Source organism: Xenorhabdus santafensis (assembly GCF_033949405.1).
Lineage (GTDB): Bacteria > Pseudomonadota > Gammaproteobacteria > Enterobacterales > Enterobacteriaceae > Xenorhabdus > Xenorhabdus santafensis.
In genome coordinates this window covers 30,859-53,520 of sequence record NZ_VCDN01000023.1, presented here as the reverse complement: position 1 = coordinate 53,520, position 22,662 = coordinate 30,859, and the positions used below count along the sequence as shown (strand labels likewise).

General features: G+C 43.4%; 19 protein-coding genes and 1 riboswitch. Of the genes, 8 read left to right on the top strand and 11 right to left on the bottom strand.

Going from position 1 to position 22,662, the window contains the following annotated elements; all coding sequences use genetic code 11:
• The first annotated feature begins 18 nt into the window (after positions 1–18).
• Positions 19–2,214 carry a peptidyl-dipeptidase Dcp gene (gene dcp / locus FE392_RS07365; protein WP_319929581.1) on the top strand — a complete coding sequence of 732 codons (2,196 nt, stop codon included), beginning with the start codon at positions 19–21 and terminating at the stop codon, positions 2,212–2,214.
• Between the two features lie 149 nt (positions 2,215–2,363).
• On the opposite strand, the gene nudC is transcribed toward dcp, so the two are convergent.
• Positions 2,364–3,137, bottom strand: a complete 774-nt coding sequence (nudC, locus tag FE392_RS07360; RefSeq protein WP_319929580.1) for an NAD(+) diphosphatase — start codon at positions 3,135–3,137, stop codon at positions 2,364–2,366.
• A gap of 134 nt (positions 3,138–3,271) precedes the next feature.
• On the opposite strand from nudC, the gene FE392_RS07355 reads away from it, so the two are divergent.
• Positions 3,272–3,940 (top strand): HAD family hydrolase, encoded by a 669-nt coding sequence (locus FE392_RS07355; protein WP_319929579.1) that lies wholly within the window; start codon positions 3,272–3,274, stop codon positions 3,938–3,940.
• A 234-nt stretch (positions 3,941–4,174) separates the two neighbouring features.
• Here the strand turns inward: FE392_RS07355 and cspG are convergent, their stop codons facing one another.
• Entirely contained in the window at positions 4,175–4,387 is a 213-nt protein-coding gene (cspG, locus tag FE392_RS07350) for a cold shock protein CspG (RefSeq protein ID WP_319929578.1), read from the bottom strand.
• Between the two features lie 627 nt (positions 4,388–5,014).
• A complete protein-coding gene (locus FE392_RS07345) occupies positions 5,015–5,734 on the bottom strand; it encodes a class I SAM-dependent DNA methyltransferase (protein WP_319929577.1) in 720 nt (239 codons plus the stop codon).
• 582 nt (positions 5,735–6,316) lie between these two features.
• Positions 6,317–6,441, top strand: a riboswitch (TPP riboswitch).
• Between the two features lie 184 nt (positions 6,442–6,625).
• Here FE392_RS07345 and thiC point away from each other — a divergent pair.
• Genes thiC through thiH form a run of 6 tightly spaced genes read left to right on the top strand, consistent with a single transcriptional unit; the run spans position 6,626 to position 12,187 of the window.
• Positions 6,626–8,608, top strand: coding sequence for a phosphomethylpyrimidine synthase ThiC (gene thiC / locus FE392_RS07340; RefSeq protein ID WP_319929590.1), 1,983 nt, complete (start codon positions 6,626–6,628; stop codon positions 8,606–8,608).
• A complete protein-coding gene (thiE, locus tag FE392_RS07335) occupies positions 8,592–9,266 on the top strand; it encodes a thiamine phosphate synthase (RefSeq protein ID WP_319929589.1) in 675 nt (224 codons plus the stop codon). Before thiC ends, thiE begins: the two co-directional genes overlap by 17 nt.
• Positions 9,260–10,084 carry a HesA/MoeB/ThiF family protein gene (locus FE392_RS07330; RefSeq protein ID WP_319929576.1) on the top strand — a complete coding sequence of 275 codons (825 nt, stop codon included), beginning with the start codon at positions 9,260–9,262 and terminating at the stop codon, positions 10,082–10,084. The genes thiE and FE392_RS07330 overlap by 7 nt, the downstream gene beginning before the upstream one ends.
• Complete coding sequence (thiS, locus tag FE392_RS07325; RefSeq protein ID WP_319929575.1) at positions 10,081–10,281, top strand: sulfur carrier protein ThiS; 201 nt, start codon at positions 10,081–10,083, stop codon at positions 10,279–10,281. The genes FE392_RS07330 and thiS overlap by 4 nt, the downstream gene beginning before the upstream one ends.
• 17 nt (positions 10,282–10,298) lie before the next feature.
• Positions 10,299–11,066: a thiazole synthase gene (locus tag FE392_RS07320; protein ID WP_319929574.1), complete on the top strand. Its 768-nt coding sequence runs from the start codon at positions 10,299–10,301 to the stop codon at positions 11,064–11,066.
• The gene (thiH, locus tag FE392_RS07315) at positions 11,063–12,187 is read left to right on the top strand and encodes a 2-iminoacetate synthase ThiH (RefSeq protein ID WP_319929573.1); all 1,125 of its coding nucleotides are present in this window, start codon (positions 11,063–11,065) and stop codon (positions 12,185–12,187) included. Before FE392_RS07320 ends, thiH begins: the two co-directional genes overlap by 4 nt.
• A 74-nt stretch (positions 12,188–12,261) precedes the next feature.
• Here thiH and FE392_RS07310 read toward each other — a convergent pair whose 3' ends face one another.
• The 8 genes from FE392_RS07310 to FE392_RS07275 all read right to left on the bottom strand — a co-directional run bounded on the left by FE392_RS07310 (position 12,262) and on the right by FE392_RS07275 (position 22,403).
• Positions 12,262–13,044, bottom strand: a complete 783-nt coding sequence (locus FE392_RS07310) for an enterotoxin A family protein (protein ID WP_319929572.1) — start codon at positions 13,042–13,044, stop codon at positions 12,262–12,264.
• A 420-nt stretch (positions 13,045–13,464) separates the two neighbouring features.
• A complete protein-coding gene (locus tag FE392_RS07305; RefSeq protein WP_319929571.1) occupies positions 13,465–14,523 on the bottom strand; it encodes a hypothetical protein in 1,059 nt (352 codons plus the stop codon).
• A 735-nt stretch (positions 14,524–15,258) separates the two neighbouring features.
• Positions 15,259–15,789: a DUF5992 family protein gene (locus FE392_RS07300; protein ID WP_319929570.1), complete on the bottom strand. Its 531-nt coding sequence runs from the start codon at positions 15,787–15,789 to the stop codon at positions 15,259–15,261.
• 1,577 nt (positions 15,790–17,366) lie between these two features.
• Positions 17,367–17,966 (bottom strand): DUF1349 domain-containing protein, encoded by a 600-nt coding sequence (locus tag FE392_RS07295; RefSeq protein WP_319929569.1) that lies wholly within the window; start codon positions 17,964–17,966, stop codon positions 17,367–17,369.
• 14 nt (positions 17,967–17,980) lie between these two features.
• Positions 17,981–19,093: an MFS transporter gene (locus FE392_RS07290; protein WP_439153470.1), complete on the bottom strand. Its 1,113-nt coding sequence runs from the start codon at positions 19,091–19,093 to the stop codon at positions 17,981–17,983.
• A gap of 261 nt (positions 19,094–19,354) precedes the next feature.
• Positions 19,355–20,017, bottom strand: coding sequence for an HAD family hydrolase (locus FE392_RS07285; protein WP_319929588.1), 663 nt, complete (start codon positions 20,015–20,017; stop codon positions 19,355–19,357).
• 62 nt (positions 20,018–20,079) lie between these two features.
• On the bottom strand, positions 20,080–21,141 hold the full coding sequence (locus FE392_RS07280) for a zinc-dependent alcohol dehydrogenase (protein WP_319929567.1): 1,062 nt from the start codon (positions 21,139–21,141) through the stop codon (positions 20,080–20,082).
• Complete coding sequence (locus tag FE392_RS07275; RefSeq protein WP_319929566.1) at positions 21,141–22,403, bottom strand: class-III pyridoxal-phosphate-dependent aminotransferase; 1,263 nt, start codon at positions 22,401–22,403, stop codon at positions 21,141–21,143. The genes FE392_RS07280 and FE392_RS07275 overlap by 1 nt, the downstream gene beginning before the upstream one ends.
• Positions 22,404–22,662: the final 259 nt, after the last annotated feature.

Genomic DNA, 22,662 nt, shown 5'->3' with positions numbered 1-22,662 from the left:
ATGGAGGAATTTCGACTAATGCGCTTATCTATTTTAGTACTGTCTATTGGTTTGGCGCTGGGCACTCAGGCACAGGCTGAAGAGAATAAACCGGGTTCTGGCCACTCAAACGCCTCAAGTGCTCAGATAAAGGAAGTGAATGTGACCAATAAAGTGAATCAACAGCAACACAAAAACCAAAACCCTTTTCTCTCCCCGAGTGTGTTGCCGTTTCAGGCACCTCCATTCGATAAAATAAAAGAGACAGACTATGCACCGGCCATTGCGGTGGGTATTAAGCAGAAACTGGAGGAAATAGAAAAGATCGCCAACAATCCAGCCCCTCCTGATTTTGAAAATACCTTTGCTGCAATGGAAAAATCGGGCGAAACGCTGGCACGGGTGGCGAACGTATTTTGGGCAATGACCTCCTCCAATACCTCGGAAGGGTTGCAAAAACTGAGTGAAGAAGTTTCGCCAAAAATGGCAGCGATGAGTGATGAAATAACGTTGAACGGCAAGCTGTTCAGCCGCATCAAAACCATTTACCAACAGCTCGATACATTGAATCTGGATCCTGAATCACGTCGATTGGTGGAAGTGACTTATAAGGATTTCGAATTAGCCGGAGCCAACCTGTCTGATGCGGATAAAGCAAAATTAAAAGCTTTGAATCAGGAAGCCGCAACACTCAGCACCCAGTTCAGCAACAAGCTGCTGGCAGCAACCAAAAATAGTGCACTGACGATCAAAGACAAAAGCTTACTGAACGGCCTGTCTGATGGGGAAATTGCTGCAGCTGCGCAGGCTGCCAGTGAACGTAAGCTGGATAAACAATGGCTGCTGGCATTGCAAAACACCACTCAGCAACCCAGCCTGCAAGATCTGAAAAATCGCGATACTCGCAAGGCATTATTTGAAGCATCGTGGAGCCGTGCTGAAAAAGGTGACAATACGGACACGCGTCAAATCTTGGCCCGGTTAGCGAAAGTCCGCGCAGAGAAAGCCAAGCTGCTCGGCTTTGCTGATTTTGCATCGTGGAAACTACAAGATCAGATGGCAAAAACACCTGAAGCCGCATTGAAATTCCTGCGAGATATCGTACCAGCGGCAACTGCACGCGCTGAAAGTGAAGCCAAAGACATTCAGGCGATGATTGATCAACAAAAAGGGAACTTCAAACTGGAGGCTTGGGATTGGCCGTTTTACGCCGAACAGGTACGCAAGGCAAAATATGATTTGGATGAATCTCAGATTAAACCCTATTTTGAGCTGAATAACGTTTTGAACAATGGCGTGTTCTATGCCGCCAATTTGCTGTATGGCATTACCTTTAAAGAACGCAAAGACATTCCGGTTTACCAACCCGATGTCCGCGTGTATGAAATCTTCGATAAAAACGGAGAACCTCTGGCGCTGTTTTATACCGATTACTATGCACGCGACAATAAAAATGGCGGTGCTTGGATGAGTAATTTTGTCGACCAATCCAAACTCCTCGGCACCAAGCCTGTCATTTACAACGTGACCAACTTTACCAAACCTGCGCCGGGTCAACCTGCCCTCTTGTCGTACGATGATGTGATTACCATGTTCCATGAATTTGGGCATGCCCTGCACGGCATGTTTGCCTCTCAGGAATACTCGAGCCTGTCCGGCACCAGCACTGCCCGTGATTTTGTGGAATTCCCGTCACAATTCAATGAGTTTTGGGCGCAAGATCCAAAAGTGTTTGCCCACTACGCCAGACATTACCAAACAGGCGAAGCAATGCCGCAAGCACTGGTGGATAAAATCAATAAAGCCAAAAAATTCAACTCAGGTTATGACATGACTGAACTGCTGTCAGCGGCGTTGCTGGATATGCACTGGCATATGCTGACCGCCGATCAGCCACAGCAGGACGTGGACAAATTTGAAGCCAATTCACTGAAGCAAGATAAGATTGCTCTCAGCTACGTGCCGCCACGTTATCGTTCCAGCTACTTCAAGCACATTTGGGGGGGCGGTTATTCTGCCGGCTATTATGCTTATTTGTGGACGAAAATGCTGTCAGACGATGCTTTTGCCTGGTTTACCGAACACGGGGGGCTGACGCGCGAGAACGGGCAGATTTTCCGCGATAAGATATTGTCTCGTGGCAACAGTGAAGATTTGGAAAAACTGTATATCAACTGGCGTGGAAAGCCACCAAGCATTGAGTCAATGCTGAAAAACCGCGGGCTCGAAGAATAATACCAACACACCAAAGCACCCTACGCCCTCGCCCAATACAGGCGAGGGTACTCATTTTTAGAATCGCGTTGTTATGCTCAATTAGTTGATGAAAATTCACAACTGGTGAAAACCAGTCGTTAGTAAGACATGAGCAACTTATCGCGCGATTAGCCTCTATGCTGGCGACACAACGCCACCGTATCTTCAATTAAACGGCGGGCAATCGTATCAGAGGAAGGGATCAAAGGCAGATTGTCGTAGTGATACCAATCTGCACTGACAAGTTCCACCGGATCAACAGTGATTTCACCGCTGTCATAATCGGCCAGAAAGCCCACCATCATTGAATTCGGGAAAGGCCAAGGCTGTGAAGTAACATAACGCAAGTTACGGATCTTAATACCGCTTTCTTCCATCACTTCACGATGCACGGTTTCTTCCAATGTTTCACCGACCTCAACAAACCCGGCAAGCACACTATGCATACCATTTTTACTGCGCTGGTGCTGCGCCAGCAAAATCTGGTCATCGCGGCGGATACCAACAATAATGCTGGGCGCAATTTGCGGATAGTAACGTTCCTTGCAATGGCTGCACAAACAAGCCCATTCGTGCTGGCTATGCTGCATCTCATGGCCACAATAACCACAATAGTGGTGTGAGCGATAAAATTCAGCCAATTGAACACCACGCCCGACTAATTGAAACAATTTAGCATCCCTATCAGCAATCAGACGGGAAGAAGACATATCTGAAGCCATTTTATGACGAACCAGCCAAACGGTTTCTCCCCGCCATTCACCAATAGGTTGTGCGATATGACCTTGCAATGACCATTGTTTGGCAGTGCCTGACGGCAACTCTCCCTGTGGCAGCCATACTCGATTTTCAAGACTGACAATCCACCAGCCTTGTTCTATACCGGTTAATTTCTGTTGCATTATCTGTTCCATCATGAGTTATGCCATCGTCGTTATGGCGTTTGTTCAAATCCAGCATACTCTTTTCAGTATCTCTCGTCTGCAATCTGCTACATTAGCCAAACTAATAAATAATTATCAAAGGAATAGCCATCATGTCACAGCACATTGCCGTATTTGATCTGGATGAAACACTGATTAATGGAGACTCCAGCCAGCTATGGACACAATATCTCTGGGAGAAAAAAATCATCACTGATCCCCGTTTTATTGAAGCCGATCAAGAAATGATCATTGATTACAATGCAGGCAAGCTGGATATGCATAAATATCTGGCATGCAGCTTGCAAGCGCTGTATCAAGTTCCCCATGAACAGGTAGATGTCTGGCTGACCGATTTTGTCGATAATAAAATCAGGCCCTTATTTTACCCTGCGGCCCTGCAACAATTGGACATTTACCGACAACAACACATCCCCATCATTATCATTTCCGCCACCGTCTCATTTGTAGTGAAGAAAATTGCTGAAGCGTTTGGCGTACAAGCCGCACTGGGAATTGATATGGTGATGGAAGATGGCTGCTATACTGGCAATATTCAGGGAATTCCGGCCTTCCGTGAAGGGAAAGTGACTCGTTTAAAACAGTGGCTCACAGAACAAGATTTGTCACCACAACGCATCTCATTCTACACCGATTCCATCAATGATTTGCCCATGTGCTTATTCGCTGACGAAGTATTTACTGTCAATGCGGATCCCAGATTGCAATCAGAAGCCGATGCACGTGGATGGACGGCATTAAATTGGGCTTTAGAACGGTAATTATTTTATTTTTAGAACAATAGAACAGGCAAAAATTCAAGATTGGTAATGCAATCAGAAAGGGATGTTTTAGGAAGACGGGAAGATCGTACGATACTGACTTACTGCGTTGATTCAGAAACCGATTTGGTTTTACCCCTATCGGTCACTGAAAATATTCTGACATCCCTCACTCTGTCCACTCAGGCCAGAAGCCATCTTCGTTATCGCAGAGGAAGGGATTCAGGGGAAGCTTTATGCAGGCACAACGTTTGCTGCTGCTGGGCCTTTGGCGCCTTCCTCAATGGTGAACTCGACCTTCTGGCCTTCATCCAAAGTGCGATATTCGTTGCTCTGAATAGCGGAGAAGTGTACAAACACATCTTTGCTTCCATCAGCAGGAGAGATAAAACCAAAACCTTTATCTGCATTAAACCATTTTACTAAACCAGTCATTTTATTAGACATTTGATATTTCCTTTGATTGAACCTTCATAGGCGAACATGGCCTGTTTTACAGAAACTACTTAGCGCTTAATGGAGGTACTCAAAAAGGGGGGTATATCTAGGATAACGCCTGAAATGAGAACTGCTTTAATAAACTGCTTTGTATGAGGTCTGTCTTTCAAACCGACGCCGCTATTAACGCATGAGCTCGAATATTAAGCAAGCTATATTTTAACTATCTAATAAAATTTATTATGAGCCACATGCTCAACACTCATCCCCGGAGCATAGATAACAGTGTGCCCGAAGTGAATGAGTACAACCAACAAAGAGGCAACTTAAAAGGCGAAAGATGTAAACTTCTAATGGTTCTGACAGGATGATTACTGCCATTACCGCTGCTGCTACAGAACCAAATGCTCCCAACCATTTTGAACATGGCTTTTACGGGAATACCTTTAAGATAATAGAGATACGTTGCCATCACAGCTAGCAATAGCCCGAAAATATATCGGTTGGCCCTCAATTTATTTAAATTCATGAATTCCATTTTAACATTATCTTCGAAATGAGTTACATGGAATTCCTGACTGGCATTTCAATCACAAGTTAGGAATCCCATTAGCCAGATATTCCGATATAAAACATCTAGCATTTTGTTGCTTTGAACATGACGAAAGGTGGGTAATTTTTTTCATTACCGGCACCCTTATTAAGGCTACTATCACAATATTCAAAAATCTCAATATTCTTGAATCCTGCTTCATTCAATATCGTATAATACGTGTCTTTATGCCAATGTGTGTCTGAAATCTCAAAAATACCCCCATCAGGAATATCTAAATAAACAGGCTTGATTTCTCCATCACTGTACTTCTTATTTGGGTCACCATTCATAAACGAACTGAATTTAATCCCTGTTGAGTCTGGATTGGTATCTAATATATAAAAAATGCCATTATTTTTTAATGTCCTATAAATTTCCTTGGCAATTTTTAATAATGAAGATTTTTCACTATTAACAATAAAAACATAACAACATATTGCTGCATCGAAAACACCATCATTGAAATCCAGAGCCCCGCTTCTAATTTGGTGATAATAACTATTACCACGATTGATGTGACTGGAGGCCTTATTCACCATAGTTTGTGAAATATCAACACCTGTCACTGTTTTTATACCTTTAGCAACTAACAGACGTGATACTTTCCCTCCACCACAGCCGTAATCAAGAACTGATATATCCAGCCCCAAGCTCTCTTTAATGTTTTCAATTAATGGTGTGTATCCAAGCTGTTTCTCTAAGTAATCATCATATTGATCAAATAAATTTGAAACGTCGTCTTTCATCCAGTCAGTATTCATTTATCATCTCACATTAATATATATGTTTAATAATCACTAAAAAGGGGACGACTCTCTATATCCAACATCGATTTTTCTCACTAGCAAAATGAATTGCAATAATATTTTTCAATATATGCACCAATAATTTATTCATTCATCGTCTGTCTTTGAAATCATGCCCACCTAATTACGTCACCATTTTATATACTCGTCGTACTTCAAGATGCATTTATGTTCTCCCCGTGTTGCGAGGGAGAACATAAACTGCTTTCTGCAATTTGAAGTTAATTGCGTATATATCACCGGAATCAGATAACACGATGTTGAATGATTACGATGGCGATTTTGAAATACTTCAATAAAAATAACGCTATGCATCAGGTAACTCATTCGAAGAATAATTTGAAAAACTCTCTGCCGACAAAATATGATATTGGTATTTTTACTGCCTGAATAGACGATAACCTCAACCTCGCTTTCGTTTATTGATTTTAAAACAGCAAGTTGGGCACGATATTAAAGGGAATCAGACAAAAACTCCCAAAAGTCCTCGATTTTTAATGCAAGATTTATGTCGAAGAAATGGCTATACTCCGAGGTGTTTTCTTGTCGGAGTGCCTAGCGTTCAGTGTATATCACAATGAACACGGGCTGAGACCGTTTATTCGGGATCCGCAGAACCTGATCGGGCTAATACCCGCGAAGGGAACAAGAGTAATCACCCCGCTGCCAGTATCATGTACATCTACACTCAGTACAAATACTCATCAGCATCAAGCATTACTCCCTGCGAGCTCCAGACAAGCAATTTTCTCAACTCACCAAAGTCAGGAATTTGCTATGTCTAATGCTATTAATAAAAACCGTACTACCTCTACAACCAATTCTACCTCCACCCAAAACAGTGCTATCTCCACCGCAGGTGTCATCCCTGCAACAGATCTTTCTCCCAAGGCTCACCCTGCCCGGACTCGTAAAGCCCAACGGGATGCCGCACAGGAATTTATCAATTCGATTCAGGGTGTGGCATTTCCCAATTCACGACGCATTTATCTGGAAGGGTCGCGCAAGGACATTCAGGTTCCAATGCGTGAAATCCAGCTTTCACCAACATTCATCGGCGGCACAAAAGAACATCCTCAATTTGAGGAAAATGAATCTGTGCCTGTTTATGACACTTCCGGCCCTTATGGTGATCTTGAATCCATACTGGATGTACAAACGGGCTTGCAGAAGCTCCGCCAGACATGGATTGACGAGCGCAATGATACCGAACCGGTTTCCACCCTCAGTTCCGACTTCACCCAACAACGCCTTGCGGATGCCGGGTTGGATCACCTGCGCTTCCACCATCGCCCGCATCCGTTGAAAGCCAAGCAAGGCAAGTGCGTTACTCAATTGCATTATGCACGCCAAGGCATCATTACGCCGGAAATGGAATTTATCGCCCTGCGTGAAAATATGGGCCGTGAACGCATCCGTGGTGAAGTCCTGCTCCAGCAACATCCGGGTCAAAATTTTGGCGCCAATTTACCGGAAAACATCACGCCAGAGTTTGTCCGCCAAGAAGTTGCCGCCGGCCGTGCCATTATTCCCGCCAACATTAACCACCCCGAATCCGAGCCCATGATTATCGGCCGTAATTTTCTGGTGAAAGTGAATGCCAATATCGGTAACTCCTCCGTTACATCCTCCATCGAAGAAGAAGTTGAAAAACTGATTTGGTCTACCCGCTGGGGCGCAGATACTGTTATGGACCTCTCCACCGGACGCTACATCCACGAAACCCGTGAATGGATACTGCGCAACAGCCCGGTGCCCATCGGCACTGTCCCGATTTACCAGGCTCTGGAAAAAGTCAACGGCGTAGCAGAAAACCTGACATGGGAAATGTTCCGCGACACATTGCTGGAACAGGCTGAACAAGGGGTGGACTATTTCACCATTCATGCCGGTGTACTGCTGCGTTATGTTCCGATGACAGCCAAGCGTCTGACCGGGATTGTTTCCCGTGGCGGTTCCATCATGGCGAAATGGTGTCTCTCCCATCATCAGGAAAATTTCCTCTACACTCACTTCCGCGAAATCTGTGAAATTTGTGCTGCATATGATGTTTCCCTTTCCTTGGGAGATGGTCTGCGTCCGGGCTCCATTCAGGATGCCAACGATGAAGCGCAGTTTTCTGAACTGCATACGCTCGGTGAACTGACCAAAGTCGCTTGGGAATACGATGTTCAGGTTATGATTGAAGGGCCGGGACATATTCCGATGCAATTAATCCGCCGCAATATGACTGAAGAACTGGAGCATTGCCACGAAGCGCCATTCTATACCTTGGGACCATTGACGACCGACATCGCTCCCGGTTATGACCATTTCACCTCCGGCATCGGTGCTGCCATGATTGGCTGGTTCGGATGTGCCATGCTGTGCTACGTCACCCCCAAAGAGCACCTTGGCTTGCCTAACAAGGAAGACGTCAAACAGGGGTTGATTACTTATAAAATCGCGGCACATGCAGCAGATCTCGCCAAAGGCCACCCCGGCGCCCAAATCCGCGACAATGCCATGTCAAAAGCCCGTTTTGAATTCCGTTGGGAAGATCAATTCAATCTGGCCCTCGATCCTGAAACAGCCCGTTCTTATCACGATGAAAGCCTGCCGCAAGAATCCGGCAAAGTTGCCCATTTCTGTTCTATGTGCGGACCAAAATTCTGCTCCATGAAGATCACGCAAGATGTGCGGGATTACGCCGCAAAACTGGAGAAAGACGCGGGAATGGAACACATGTCAGAAGAATTCCGAGCCCGTGGCAGCGAACTCTACCACCTTGTAGAAAATAATACGGCGGAGGTGAGCCATGCCAGGCCAAACCATGAAAAATCAGCCTGACGCATCAGCGCCCCAGCTTGCTCCTTTTGCCCCAACTGCACATCGATTGGGGCTGTATCCTGTCGTGGATTCTCTGACGTGGATTGAGCGATTATTGGAAGCAGGCGTTAGAACCCTGCAATTGCGTATCAAAGATAAACCGGAGGAGCAGGTTGAGAAAGATATTCAATCTGCCATCGCGCTCGGCCAGCACTACCATGCCCGCTTATTCATCAATGATTATTGGCGACTGGCTATCAAGCACCGTGCCTACGGTGTGCATTTAGGGCAGGAAGATCTGGATATCGCCGACCTCAATGCCATCCAGCAAGCGGGGTTGCGTCTGGGGATTTCCACCCATGATCAGAATGAACTGGCGCGGGCGAAATCCCTGCGTCCTTCATATATTGCTCTGGGGCATATTTTTCCCACTACAACTAAAGTGATGCCTTCATCACCACAAGGGCTTGAAGCACTCAGGCACCAAGTGGAGAGCACACCGGAATACCCCACTGTCGCCATCGGCGGTATCTCTCTGGAACGAGCACCGGATGTAGTTGCAACGGGTGTTGGCGGCGTGGCATTGGTCAGTGCCATCACAAAAGCAAAAGACTGGCGGCAGGCAACTGCCAGATTACTTCATTTGGTTGAAGGTCAAGATCGGGGGCTTTTATGTTAAATGATCAAGAATTTATGCGTTACAGTCGCCAGTTGCTGTTGGAAGACATTGGCCCAGAGGGACAGGAAAAATTAAAAGCCAGCAAAGTGCTGATTGTCGGGCTCGGCGGATTGGGAGCACCTGCGGCACTCTATCTTGCCGCTGCGGGTGTGGGAAACCTTTATCTTGCCGATAATGACGAATTACACATCTCGAATCTACAGCGCCAAATCCTTTACCGAACAGCAGATGTCCCTGCCAATAAAGCGCAATTGGCAGCCCAGCAACTGACTGATTTAAACCCGTTGATTACAATAACAAAACTGACCGAGCGGCAAAATCAAGCATCTTTGATTCAAACCGTCAATCAGGTCGATTTAGTGCTGGATTGCACTGATAACATGTCAACCCGCCATGCCATCAATTCAGCCTGCATCGCGGCAAACAAACCGCTCATCAGCGGCAGTGCCGTTGGTTTCAGCGGGCAGCTCATGGTATTCGAACCGCCTTACCAACATGGCTGCTATGCCTGCCTTTATCCGGATAAGGAAGAGCCTCAGCGCAATTGCCGGACAGCCGGCGTGTTGGGCCCGATTGTGGGTGTCATTGGCACATTGCAATCATTGGAAGCAATCAAAATGCTTGCCGGGCTTCCCTCCCCTTTAAGCGGGAAGCTCCGGTTATTTGATGGCAAACAGCAAAGCTGGAGCACATTGCAGCTTACCCGCTCCTCACAGTGCCCGATTTGCCAGTCACTCGCCGAAAGCGCCATCATCGCAAAAAGCGGTATCGGCATGACTGCAACCGGAATAAACAAGGCAGGAAAAGAAGTCGCATGAATATTATTGTCAACGATCAACCGATCACACTCAGTGCGCCCCTCACAATCCAACAATTGCTTGAGCATATACAGCGCACGCAATCAGGCACCGCTTTAGCCATTAATCAGACTATTATTCCGCGCTCAGAGTGGCATATCCATCAGATTAATGACGGGGACAATATCTTGCTATTTCAGGCCATCGCGGGTGGCTGATATCGTTGGAGCTCATTATGTTAAAGATTGCTGATACTCACTTTCACTCTCGCCTGTTCACCGGAACAGGCAAATTCGCCAATGCAGAATTAATGATCGAAGCGATCCGCGCCTCTGGCAGCCAATTAGTGACGATGGCGATGAAACGCATCGATCTGCACGGCAATAACGATGGCATTCTTGCACCGCTGCAACAGTTGGGCGTCAAACTCCTGCCCAATACCTCCGGTGCCAAAACTGCCGAAGAAGCCATATTCGCCGCTCGCCTCGCCCGGGAAGCACTAGGCACTCACTGGGTCAAACTTGAGATCCACCCCGACGTCAAATATCTGCTGCCCGATCCGATTGAAACGCTGAAAGCTGCGGAACAATTAGTGAAAGAAGGATTTATCGTCCTGCCTTACTGCGGCGCAGATCCTGTTTTATGCCGACGGCTGGAAGAGGTTGGCTGCGCTGCTGTCATGCCATTGGGAGCGCCTATCGGCTCCAACAAAGGATTGCTGACCCGTGATTTTTTGCAGATTATCATCGAACAGGCCAGCGTTCCCGTTGTTGTTGATGCCGGAATCGGCGCGCCGAGCCACGCATTGGCGGCCATCGAAATGGGGGCGGATGCCGTACTGGTCAACACGGCCATCGCGGTTGCCCGCCATCCGGTCAAAATGGCTCAGGCGTTCAAAACCGCCATTGAAGCCGGAGAGCTTTCGCATCAGGCCGGCGTAGCCAGCCAGAAAACCTACGCTGAAGCCTCCAGTCCGCTGACTGATTTTCTGGAGGCATTATGACCGGCAACACATTTCGCCAGCACTGGGAACAACTGGATTGGGATGACATCACCCTGAACATAAACAGCAAAACATCCCGAGACGTTGAGCATGCCATAGCCAGTGAACGCCTGACACTGGATGATTTCATGGCCTTGCTCTCCCCCGCTGCACTGCCTTATCTTGAGTCACTGGCGCAACGCGCGCAGCAACTCACCCGCCAACGTTTTGGCAGTACCGTGGGATTTTTTATCCCACTCTATCTTTCCAATCTCTGTGCCAACGACTGCACCTATTGTGGCTTTTCCATGAGTAACCACATTAAACGCAAGACACTGAATGAACAGGAAATCGAAGCAGAATGCCTCGCACTGAAAAAGCTGGGCTTTGAGCATATTCTGCTGGTCACGGGCGAACACCAAAACAAAGTCGGCATGGATTATTTTCGCCGCTACCTGCCCCTGATACATCGTCACTTCAGCTCTGTTTCAATGGAAGTGCAACCGCTGGCGCAAGAAGAATATGCGGAGCTGAAAACATTGGGATTGGATGGCGTGATGGTCTACCAAGAAACCTATCATCAACCCAGCTATCAATTGCATCACCTGAAAGGAAAAAAACAGGATTTTCACTGGCGGCTGGAAACACCAGAACGTCTTGGCCGTGCCGGAATCGATAAAATTGGGCTGGGCGCATTGATAGGGCTTTCCCACAATTGGCGAGCCGATTGTTATATGGTGGCAGAGCATCTGCTGTTCCTGCAAAAACAGTTCTGGAAAAGCCGTTACTCCATCTCTTTTCCACGGCTGCGCCCCTGTGCAGGTGGCATTGAACCGGCTTCGACGATGAATGAAGCCGAGCTGGTGCAACTGATTTGTGCCTTCCGCTTACTGGCACCGGATGTGGAGCTTTCACTTTCCACCCGTGAATCCCCCTTCTTTCGGGATCACGTTGTGCCGCTTGCCATCAATAACATCAGCGCGGGCTCCAAAACCCAGCCAGGTGGCTATGCCGATGACCATCATGAGTTAGAGCAATTTGCTCCCCATGATAATCGTTCCGTTTCTCAGGTTGCCAACGCCTTGGTTAAATCCGGTTTACAGCCGGTCTGGAAAGATTGGGATAATTATTTGGGGCGGTAATTCCTCTATTTTCGCCGAAATCATACTTAACCTCCCTCCACTTGTTCAATGGTAGAGAGAGGTTAAGTAGAATGTTAATTGAGGTAAATTGCGCTTAAGAAAGAATCTAGCAATAAGCTGTCGTGACATTCCTTTAATTCTTTCAAAAATGGATATTTATCCGTTCTCTTGCTAATTCTGGCCATATAACTCTCAAAATGAGAGTGAGACCGATTAAGGGCACAGTACGTTACAGGTTCGATAACTTCACTGGGTATCAGAGATGTCGGTATATAAGGATCAGGATTAACTGTTGTATCTGCATCCTGATAATACTGGTTTTCATGAAGCGCACCTTCAACGTAACCGCCACTATTCGGATCATAAACAAATTCCCGAGCATTATAAATTTGCGTCACATCAATACCTTCGCGTGCTGCATATTCTTCCTGATATTCATAAGTTTCCATCAAAGTTTCATACTCTCTATTACCTGTTCGGTCATAAAGCGCCTGCAATGACAAAGTTGTATTGTAAAAATTGGGAGTTGGCCGTATTTCATAAACATAAAATGTCTCTCCATTCAGAAAACCGGCTCCCCAACGCGTTGCAAAATCTCGGGAAGCACTCGTCGAAACAAATATTGAAGCCTCTTCGGGTGGCCCTGGGTTTGGGAAACTGGCTACCTGAACATGCTTAGCAATATTGTCATTTATTCCGGCGGGAGAAAATCCGCCCTCTGCGGGACGGAAGATAACATTTGGATTGCGTGTATCCATTCGGTAAACGCGAGTAACACTGGGTGGTGTTTGGGCATAAGACTGCACTACGTATAAAAATAAAAGATAAAATAGGGAAAGAAGCGTTTTAATTTTCATTATGTATCCCCTCTAGAATTTTATAATTGTTCAGAGAGCCTAGAAAAATGATTTTTGATTATGGAGATCAGTCGTCATTAAGGCATACCCATGCGCAGGTTTTGGTGCAGCCATTACCTCCGTTATTTTTATTTCATTCGAATAAGCCGAAAAACTCAGCGCCATCATTATTAATAGAATTGTTTTATATTTTTTCATAATATTTATTTCACCTTAAAAAAGATAACTTTTGCAAGGAAAAACCTTATGACCCTAATTTCGAATAAAATCATTTCTTCTGAAAAAAGAGCATTCACATTCCTCTTAGGTATTTATTTTGAACAACTTAAATTAACTTTAAATATATCTATTGGATTCACATAATTTATTTACTCCAAATAAAAATTACCATTTTAGTTTTTATTATAATTTTAACCTCAGTCAGTTGAATAACATCATTTGATAGATGGGTGTCATCATTTCGTCAATTGGAGAAAATGTTCTAAGTGCTGAACAGTCAGGTGATTGCTCTTCAACAAAACGTGAAGGATGAGGAATAGCGTGAGTCTGAATTGTTCGAGGTGGTATATTTATAAAAGTGCACTCATCACCCAAGAAACGAGTCAATATGCTCATTTCATTTGGAGATGCAACAATATTCCTCATTGTAATGGTTCTTCGACGGAGCTGTAACCAGCGATAATGAAAATAATCTATTGCATTCATAAACATAATAGGGGGAGCAGGATTATCATTTCCTCTGACGACAGTAAATCGTTCGGCTTGGCTCAAAAAATCATTATAAGCACCAGGATGAAGGTATCTATTATTATCTCTACTGTCCACGGCTATTTCTGGATGCGCTAAACCCAATGCATGCCCAAATTCATGAAGGAGAGTAGTATAAGTCAGAATTAAAAATCCTGTATATGGATCTTCTCCCAAATATCGTCGGAGATCTTCACCCACCTGGGGCGTTATATTACGCTCTCTTCGTATATACATACCCGCTTCAGAAATCAAGCTCGGAAAATAAATTTGGGCAAGTTCCAATGCCCTTGTGTTGGGAGCTGCCGTAAGTGCCAGCATAGATTCATCCCCAAAATCTGGTATTGTACGAATAATAAAATTTGAGTGCCCTCCTGTATATGCACGACGAACTCTAAAACCACGTGCGCTTAAAACATCATCCCAAAACCGAGCTGCGTCCTCGGCCAAAGGGGTTAGATTTACTCTATAAGTTTGCCGATCGTAAGTATAATATACATATAAGTTATCTGGGATTTGATACAAAAGCTGAGTACCATAATTTCTGATTGCACTATAGCGCCTATCGTCTCTATCAAACCCAAAAACAACAGAATTGAACACACTATTTAACTGCCCAACGCCAGGAGGTGGCGTTGGGGGTTGAGCAAACACATGAGTGGTACAATATGCTGATAAAAAAAATAAAATTAATATCTTTATATAATTAAACATATATTTTCCTTCTTTCATGCATTATATATTCCCTATATAAATAGCAATTAAAAATTGCAGATTACAGCTTTATCCCTCACGCTGAGATAAATCAGAATGTTTCATAATTTATATGCATCAAATAATGCAGATTCATTTATTAACAAAACCCAATATCAAAATCACACGAATATAATAGTAAGAATAGAACATTTACCCCATTATTCAATTCATACAAACCAAAATAATCTTAACATGAACCTGAGATTAAAAAACACGTTATAATTACAAAAAGTTGAAATGATATTACCAATATATTTAAATAAACCTTTAATATTCCAAAAAATAATAACCTTGTTCCTCATTACATTATTCTTCTTGTCCATAACGAATGCCTTACATAAACATAAAACCTATGTCTAAAATCGGAAAAAATGCCCCCCAATTAATAGACCACTCCCGTTCTGACGATGTTACGACAAATATTGAAGGCTCAGCCCGTTCTCCTAAAAATGTGTACTCCTGAACATGTTCCTCAATATTATCGCTCGTTCTATAGGGTGAGAATCCGCCCCCTACGGAGCGGAAGATAACATTTGGATCGCGATCATCCGCTCGGTAAACGCGAGTGACAGTACCTGTGGTATCTGGGCATAAGACTGCACTGTATATAAAAATAAAAGACAAAATAGGGAAAGAAGCGGTTTAATTCTCATTAAATATTCCCTCTAAGATTTTATACATGTTCAGAGAGCCTAGAAAAATGATTTTTGATTATGGAAACCAGATTTTTACCACATTGAATTGCATTCCATTCAAATCTGTGGGCTCATTCCATATATGATTCTTTGTACAATTTTCTGCCGACAAATTGTAAAGTTTTACCTTCTGCCCACTGGCTTGAGCGGCTAAAATACTTGCGTAAGCTCTTTTCGCCGCCTCCTTGTTAGTGATTAATTCACGGTAAGCCCAGTAAATTTTAACATCCTTATTTTTCTCACTTGGTCCTGTTTCTGATAACCAAACTGCCCACCCTTCCGTATCAACATCCGTGTTTGAAAATACTCCAACCACATACCCTATCCCACATGCCTTTAAAGTTATATTATTGCCATCAGTAACGTTATTCGCACTGGATTTCATATTGTGTTGAGTATTTATATGCTTATCGAGATCCACGGTTATTAAAGTGCGGTTATGTTCAGGTTTTGGAGTAGCGGTTATCTCTGTGATTTTCATATCACTTGAATAAGCCGAAAAACTCAGTACCATCATTATTGATAGAATTGCTGTATATTTTTTCATAATCTTTATTTCACCTCAAAAAAAGATAACAATTTGCAAGACAAATCCTTACTGTCATAATTTCGAATAAAATAAATAATTTCATTATTCTTGCATTCACATAATAAGAACTCCATATTTTTAAAAATTAAAAAAACAAAATAATAGACCTCACTAAATGGGATAAATAAAAAATAACTTATTTAAACATTTAAAGTTACACATGATTTTTTACTCAAAATAAAAGTTACTGATTTATTTTTATGATAATTTGAGATTCTGTCAGTCGGATAACACCATTTGATAGGCGGGTGTCATCATTTCGCCAATTGGAAAATAGCGCCTATTGTCTCTATCAAAACCGAATACAGCAGAACTTACTATAACATCTAGCTGTTCATTGGCAGGATTAGGCACTGGGGTTTGAGCAAAAGCATGGGAAATACAGCATGCTGATAAAAAAAATAATATTAATATCTTCATATAATTGCACATGTGTTTTCCTTCTTTTATATATTATATATTTCCTATATAAATAAAAATTCACAAACGTAGATTACACTCTGACTCTCCACAATGTAAGGCGTCAGGTTTCTTCTTAATTTTACGTATTAAAATTATGAAAATTTATTTATTAATAAAACCCCATTTAGAAATTAAAAAATGCGCATACAATAAGAGTAGAACATTTACTCCATTATTCAACTAATACAAATCAAAATAATCTTAGTTCAACCATGAAATTAAAAAAAGTTATAATTCCAAAGAGTTGCAAGGATTCTTTTAAATATATGAAAAAATGCGCCTTTAATATTCCAAAAAATAATAACTCAGGCACCTATCATACTATTATTACTTATACTGAATAAATTAAAGAAAGTATAAATACATATATACCTATTTAATTTCCAGATTAATAATCAGCTATATAATTTTAAAGGAAAAAACTGAGGGAATATAGAAATATAGTTTCCTATTATGATTTCGATTTCCGAATTGATATCGTCATAAATACAAAGGAAAGAAAAGTTTTTCGACAACTCACTGCTCGCCACCATTAAAGAGGGTTTTATTTCCCTTCCTGATTATCTCAAGCAGATGGGGACGTAGTGCATTTATTAGCGCAGTGAGATATCTCCAGCTTTCTCAATTCCTCACTACTTGCACAAGTGGACGTCGACTATACTCAAAGTCAATTCAACATCCTGTGCATCATACTACAGGGCAGTGAAAACATGACCTTTCTTGATGATTTGCTTGCTACGGGGGAAGCGACTAACTCAGAGGAGCTTGAACGCTATGAATGGGAAAGATATCGTTTGGCCCTTTATTGTCTCAATGCCTCAACAACCTCCAATATTAACTGACTGAAATGCCGGAATAATCTTCAGAGGCTCCTTGCTCCTCAGATTAAGAATAAAGTGCCGATTCTTTTATCCGGCACTTTGTTTTAATCACATTCCGTTCACCGGACAGTGCTTTCTGGCATATTAAAAATCCGCTTTCCTAGAGTTTATCGGGCAGTATACGTTGCACCCAATCTAATCATATTGACGTTGTTATCAATTTTCTGGATATAAGGGCTTCGGCGGATTTTACTAACTCAAATCATGCAATTGCTTGTTCAGAGAAGGTGTCAATCTGAAATCAGAAAACTTCACCTGCAATCCTTCACGTTCAGGTGAACAGCACATCGCCCCGACAAAAATACGCTGCTGCTCACTAACGACAAAGGGAGACAATCGCAGTAGCGGCCATGTCACACCATCAGTGGAATACTGCAACCGGATGACATTGTCACCATAAGTGAGGCGTAGCCAGAACTTATCCGGATTACCCGGAAAAACGCCCATCGCCCAGTCAGAACCCTCATTCGTCAGCACACTACCAATCGTTGCCTGCCCGTCAGAGTATTCAATTCCGGCCTTCAGCCAATGCTGTTCATCCACCAGCAGCATGATGCCAGCCTGATCATATAATTGCTCAAATTGGGCTTCGATACACAGCTGAAGGGTAAAACCTTCATCAAATTTAAAATCATCAATATTGCCACCAAATACGTGACCACTATGACGTTGAAAACCATACCATGTATCACGCCAGAAATCGGTTTTATTATCCGTCGTGACATGAAGCTCATCGCCCTGAGACTGCCATGCGGCAGGCTCATTCAACCAATGACATTGCTGCAAATTCATCAATCTTTATCCCGTTATTTCTTGGTAGGGTTAATCAAGCCATATCCCGCTAGCAATGAAAGAGAAAGCACAGCAATACAAGCAAACGCACCATGCAGTGTGACTTGGTGAGCCAAACCACCAATAATTGCTGGCCCAAGCAGAATGCCTGAAAACCCCATTGTCGAGATGGCCGAAACCGCCAACGCATCAGGCATCACTTTTTGCTGGCCTGAAGCAGTGAAAAACATCGGGGCCAAATTAGATAGCCCAGCACCTATCATCAGAAAAGAAATGCCTAGCTGAACCATGCTCGTTGCCAGATAAATCAGGAAAAACCCCGATGTTGCCAATATCGCACTTCCCAAAAACACACGCCGATAACCGAATGCTGCAATGATCCGATCACCCAGAAACCGTCCGAGTGTCATGGTAATGGCAAAAAGAGTATAGCCAAAGCCAGCCTGATGACTGTCCATATTATGCACACTACTTAACAAAATCCCACTCCAATCCAACATGGAGCCTTCCATTAAGTAAACAATAAAACAGAGAGTACCAATCAGGATAACGATGCCATGCGGCAAGACGAAAAATGGCGTTTCCTCAGTTTCGGTATGTTCCAGCAACCCATTCCAAGCAGGCAGCAGCAACAAAATAACAAGGAATGACACAACGAGAGTGACATGGAGAGGAGGAACTTCCATAAACAACATGAGGCTGACAAGACCGGCACCAGCAATGCCACCCAAGCTGAACAATGCATGGAAACCCGACATAATTGGCTCGTGTGCTTTTTTCTCAATGTTGACCGCATGGATATTGATAACGACATCTGACGCCCCAATTCCCGCGCCGAACACAAATAGAGCACAGGCCAATGTCAGTGGTGTTGAGAGAACACTAAGCAACGGCAAGATCAAAATAGCCAACAATGCAAAAAAACTGAAAATTTTTCGGCAACCATAGCGGGTCGCCAACATGCCAGCGATGGGCATCATAATGAAAGAACCGATACCAAATACCAATATCAACACTCCCATTGAACCATCACTCATTCCCAGACGCTCTTTCACCAATGGGATCAGCGGAGCCCAACTTGCTATACTAAACCCTGCAATAAAAAATGCGATCCGCGTTGCCGTCATAGGCTGTTTTAACGATGAAACGGTATATGCTTCAGTCAATTTATACCTCCAAACTCTGACTGCCAAACTTCATCCACCCAAGCGATATTTGCTATTTACTGCTCGCTATTCGCTGATTTACTAACGTTCGAAATCACATCCACTAAAGATGCCCTTCATCCACGTAGGTGAAGGGCATTAAAATGGGCATGCACTTTTGTTTAAAAAACGCTCGCAAAAAATGTTTGCAAAAAATATCCACAAGAAATGCTTACAAAAGTATCACATTAACCGATCACTAATTTCAGCAAATTGAGGAATATCGGCTAACGTCACAATAATGCCAGAAGCCTGTTCATATTGTTCTTCCACCGACAAAGCATGAGGCCAGGCATATATCCACGGGATGCCCGCCTGTTTTGCCGCAGCAATCCCCAAATCAGTATCTTCAATCACTAATGTCTGCCGAACATCCATTGCTTTTAGTTCCAGCATCGCCAGATAGGGATCTGGAAAAGGCTTGGTTTTTTCCACGTCATCACCAGAAATCAAGGCTGGTGGCTCCTGTAGCGCTAACAAACTAAGATTCGCCAGACAGACATCCCGCGGAGCTGTAGAAACAAAACCAAAATTAACGCCGTTTTCTTGCAAGGCAGCAATTAAGTTGGCGATCCCGGGACGCAGATAATGTTCAGACAACTTTTCTTGATAGTGCGAAATAATCCTTGCGGTGACATCTGTCTGCATGGATGGTGGGCAGCCAATTTCATCTAACGTTTCTGTCAGGCTTAATCCAATCAATTGCTCCGGCTGGATGCTTCTCAATTGACTTGGTGCCTGCTCCCCCAATACCTCAGAAACCACATCGATCAACACATCAAAGTGTAGCTGTTCACTATCGACAATGACGCCGTCAATATCAAAAATGACATTCAAACCATTCATCACGTTCAAACTATTCATCACGCTCAAGCTATTCATCGAAAACAACCTTTCAAAGCAGTTCATTATTTGATTTGGGACATACGTATCAGCACCTTGCAATTTGGAGTACTGAGAGGTACTTGCTTTTTGGCCGCAAGATCACAACCAACGGTGAGGAAAGCCTGTTCATAATCTTCAAAATCAAAAACATGACTAACCAAACGACTGACAGGAATGACACCATCACGGATCATGACATAGGCTCGCTCAAAGCTGTTGTTCAATGAATCGATGGAACCAATGACAGAAAGGCTTTTATCCGCAATTTTCATGATATCTAAAGTGGCATGTTTGTCCTTTAGCGCCACATTCAGCAATTTCCCGCCGGGAGCCAAATGGTCAAAAATATATTCAGTCAATTGCCCGGTCGTATCCACGCACAAGTCGATCAACGTGGATTTATCGCCATATTCCTGCATCAAGGCTTCATCAAAATCAGAGTACAGGCGGCACTCCGGCGGTAAATTATTCTTGGCGAACTGAATGCGGCTTTCATTTTTCTCCACCATGAATGCCTTAACTCCCCGCTCATACAGCGCCCAAATGTACAACATCCCCATCGGGCCGGCTCCTGCTACCACCGCACGGATATTGGTATGGGTAATCCCCAACTTATCTACGCCTGTCAATGTGCAACTCAATGGTTCCGTTAGCGAAGCCTCTTCCATGCTGACATGCGCATCCAGCTTGATCAGTAAATTCTCTTTTGCCAAATATTGCCCCGCGAACGCGCCATCATAGGAAACTCCCGCTTCCGTACCGAATTTATCCTCACAATGGTTAGGATTTCCGGTTTCGCACATCCGGCAATGCCCACAAGAATAAGTTGGATTGATAACAACACGATCCCCAACTTGAAACTGAGTCACGTCACTACCAATTTGAGCAACTATACCTGCGGTTTCATGACCTAATGTCGTTCCCGGCACAGCCACCGGATAAGAACCTGTGATGATCCCAACATCTGTACCGCAAATGCCGCATACCGCAATATCAACAACAACATCATCGGGTTCAATACAAGACAATGCCTCAACTTGTTGAGTCCGGACGTCCCATGCCTGATGGTATTTAAGCACTAACATTATGCAGTCTCCCCAATTGTTCTAGAGGTGGTGGATAATTCAGAAAAGGTCAGATCCAGCTTATGCAGGATTTCATTGAGGTGTTCCTGCGTGCAAATCAGCGGCGGACGTACTTTGATTGCTCTCCCTTTGCCATAACGGGAACCACGCAAAATCAAATGGTGGCGATTGGCGGTTGCAATTACCTGTGCTGCGAAATCCGGGCTTGGTGTATCAAAACCATACATATAGCCCACACCTCTGACCCCCGTGATCTCTGGATATTTACTCTGTAACTTCAACAACCCATCACGTAAGCAGGTCTCATTTTTCTGCACATTTTCTAAAATGTGTTCATCTTCAATAATGTCGATGGATTCATTGAGAGCGATTAAAGAAAGGGGATTCGCCCCGGAAGTACTGGAATGTTCGAATGACTCAAGTACATCCAGTGACTGGCGCATCAATACACCTCCCGTCGGAATACCGATTCCGCCGGCACCTTTGGCGAATACGATGATATCTGGTGCCAACTCCTTGGCATAACCCGTTGATGCAAAAAAAGTTCCGGTACGGCCAAAGCCGGTCTGTACTTCATCAGCAATAACGATAATGCCATATTTGCTGCAAATCTCTCTGAGCTTCCGGTAAAACTCCACAGGGAAAACAATATTCCCGCCATTTCCTTGAATAGGTTCAATAATCAAACAGGCAATATTATCGCTGGAGCCTAACTGAATGAATTTTTCTAAATCAACAAATTGTTCTGGATCAACATAATTATCTTTTTCCAAAGAAGATTCTGAAAATACACTTTCTGGTGCAGGGATTTTTATTGAGCCATCAATATTTATATGGAAGTTTTTAATTCTAAATGCATTACCCGATATCTGCGCTGTCGCAAGAGATTGACCGTGGTGAGCAAGAAAGAATGAAATAACACCTGAACGCCCCGTAGCCTTTTGCGCTATTCTAATAGCGCATTCAACTGCGCCAGAACCAGATACATCTCTCAACCAAATTTTATTAATTCCTTCTGGGGTATGTCGCTGTAATTTGGTTAAAATAAATTGTGACATTTCATGTGTATAGGCCGAGCTTAAATGCGTACATCTATCAATTTGCTGTTTAAGCTTTTCTGATATTCTATGATTCGTATAACCAAACGGCAAATTAAACGTTCCTGATGCCGCATCAATATATTCCTCTCCATCAATGATTAAATAAGGGCCATTCCCGGTAAAACGAGAAAGCATGGTTTCTAGATGATTCTTATTATCCATAGTTACTCACCACTATTAGCTATATTAAATTGATTACAAATACACTTGTTGCGATGAGATAGATTAATCCCATTTAAATTTTATTTCGAATATAAAAAGGCCACAAAAAAAATTAAATGATTTTTAAAAATTAACTTATATTTTTAATATTACACACTGATTCAATAATCTATTTTTTATAATATTAAAAAAACAAACACCCAGAATTAATAAATAACAAACACCTTTAGGTTACAGTGGATAATCCTTAATTAAATAG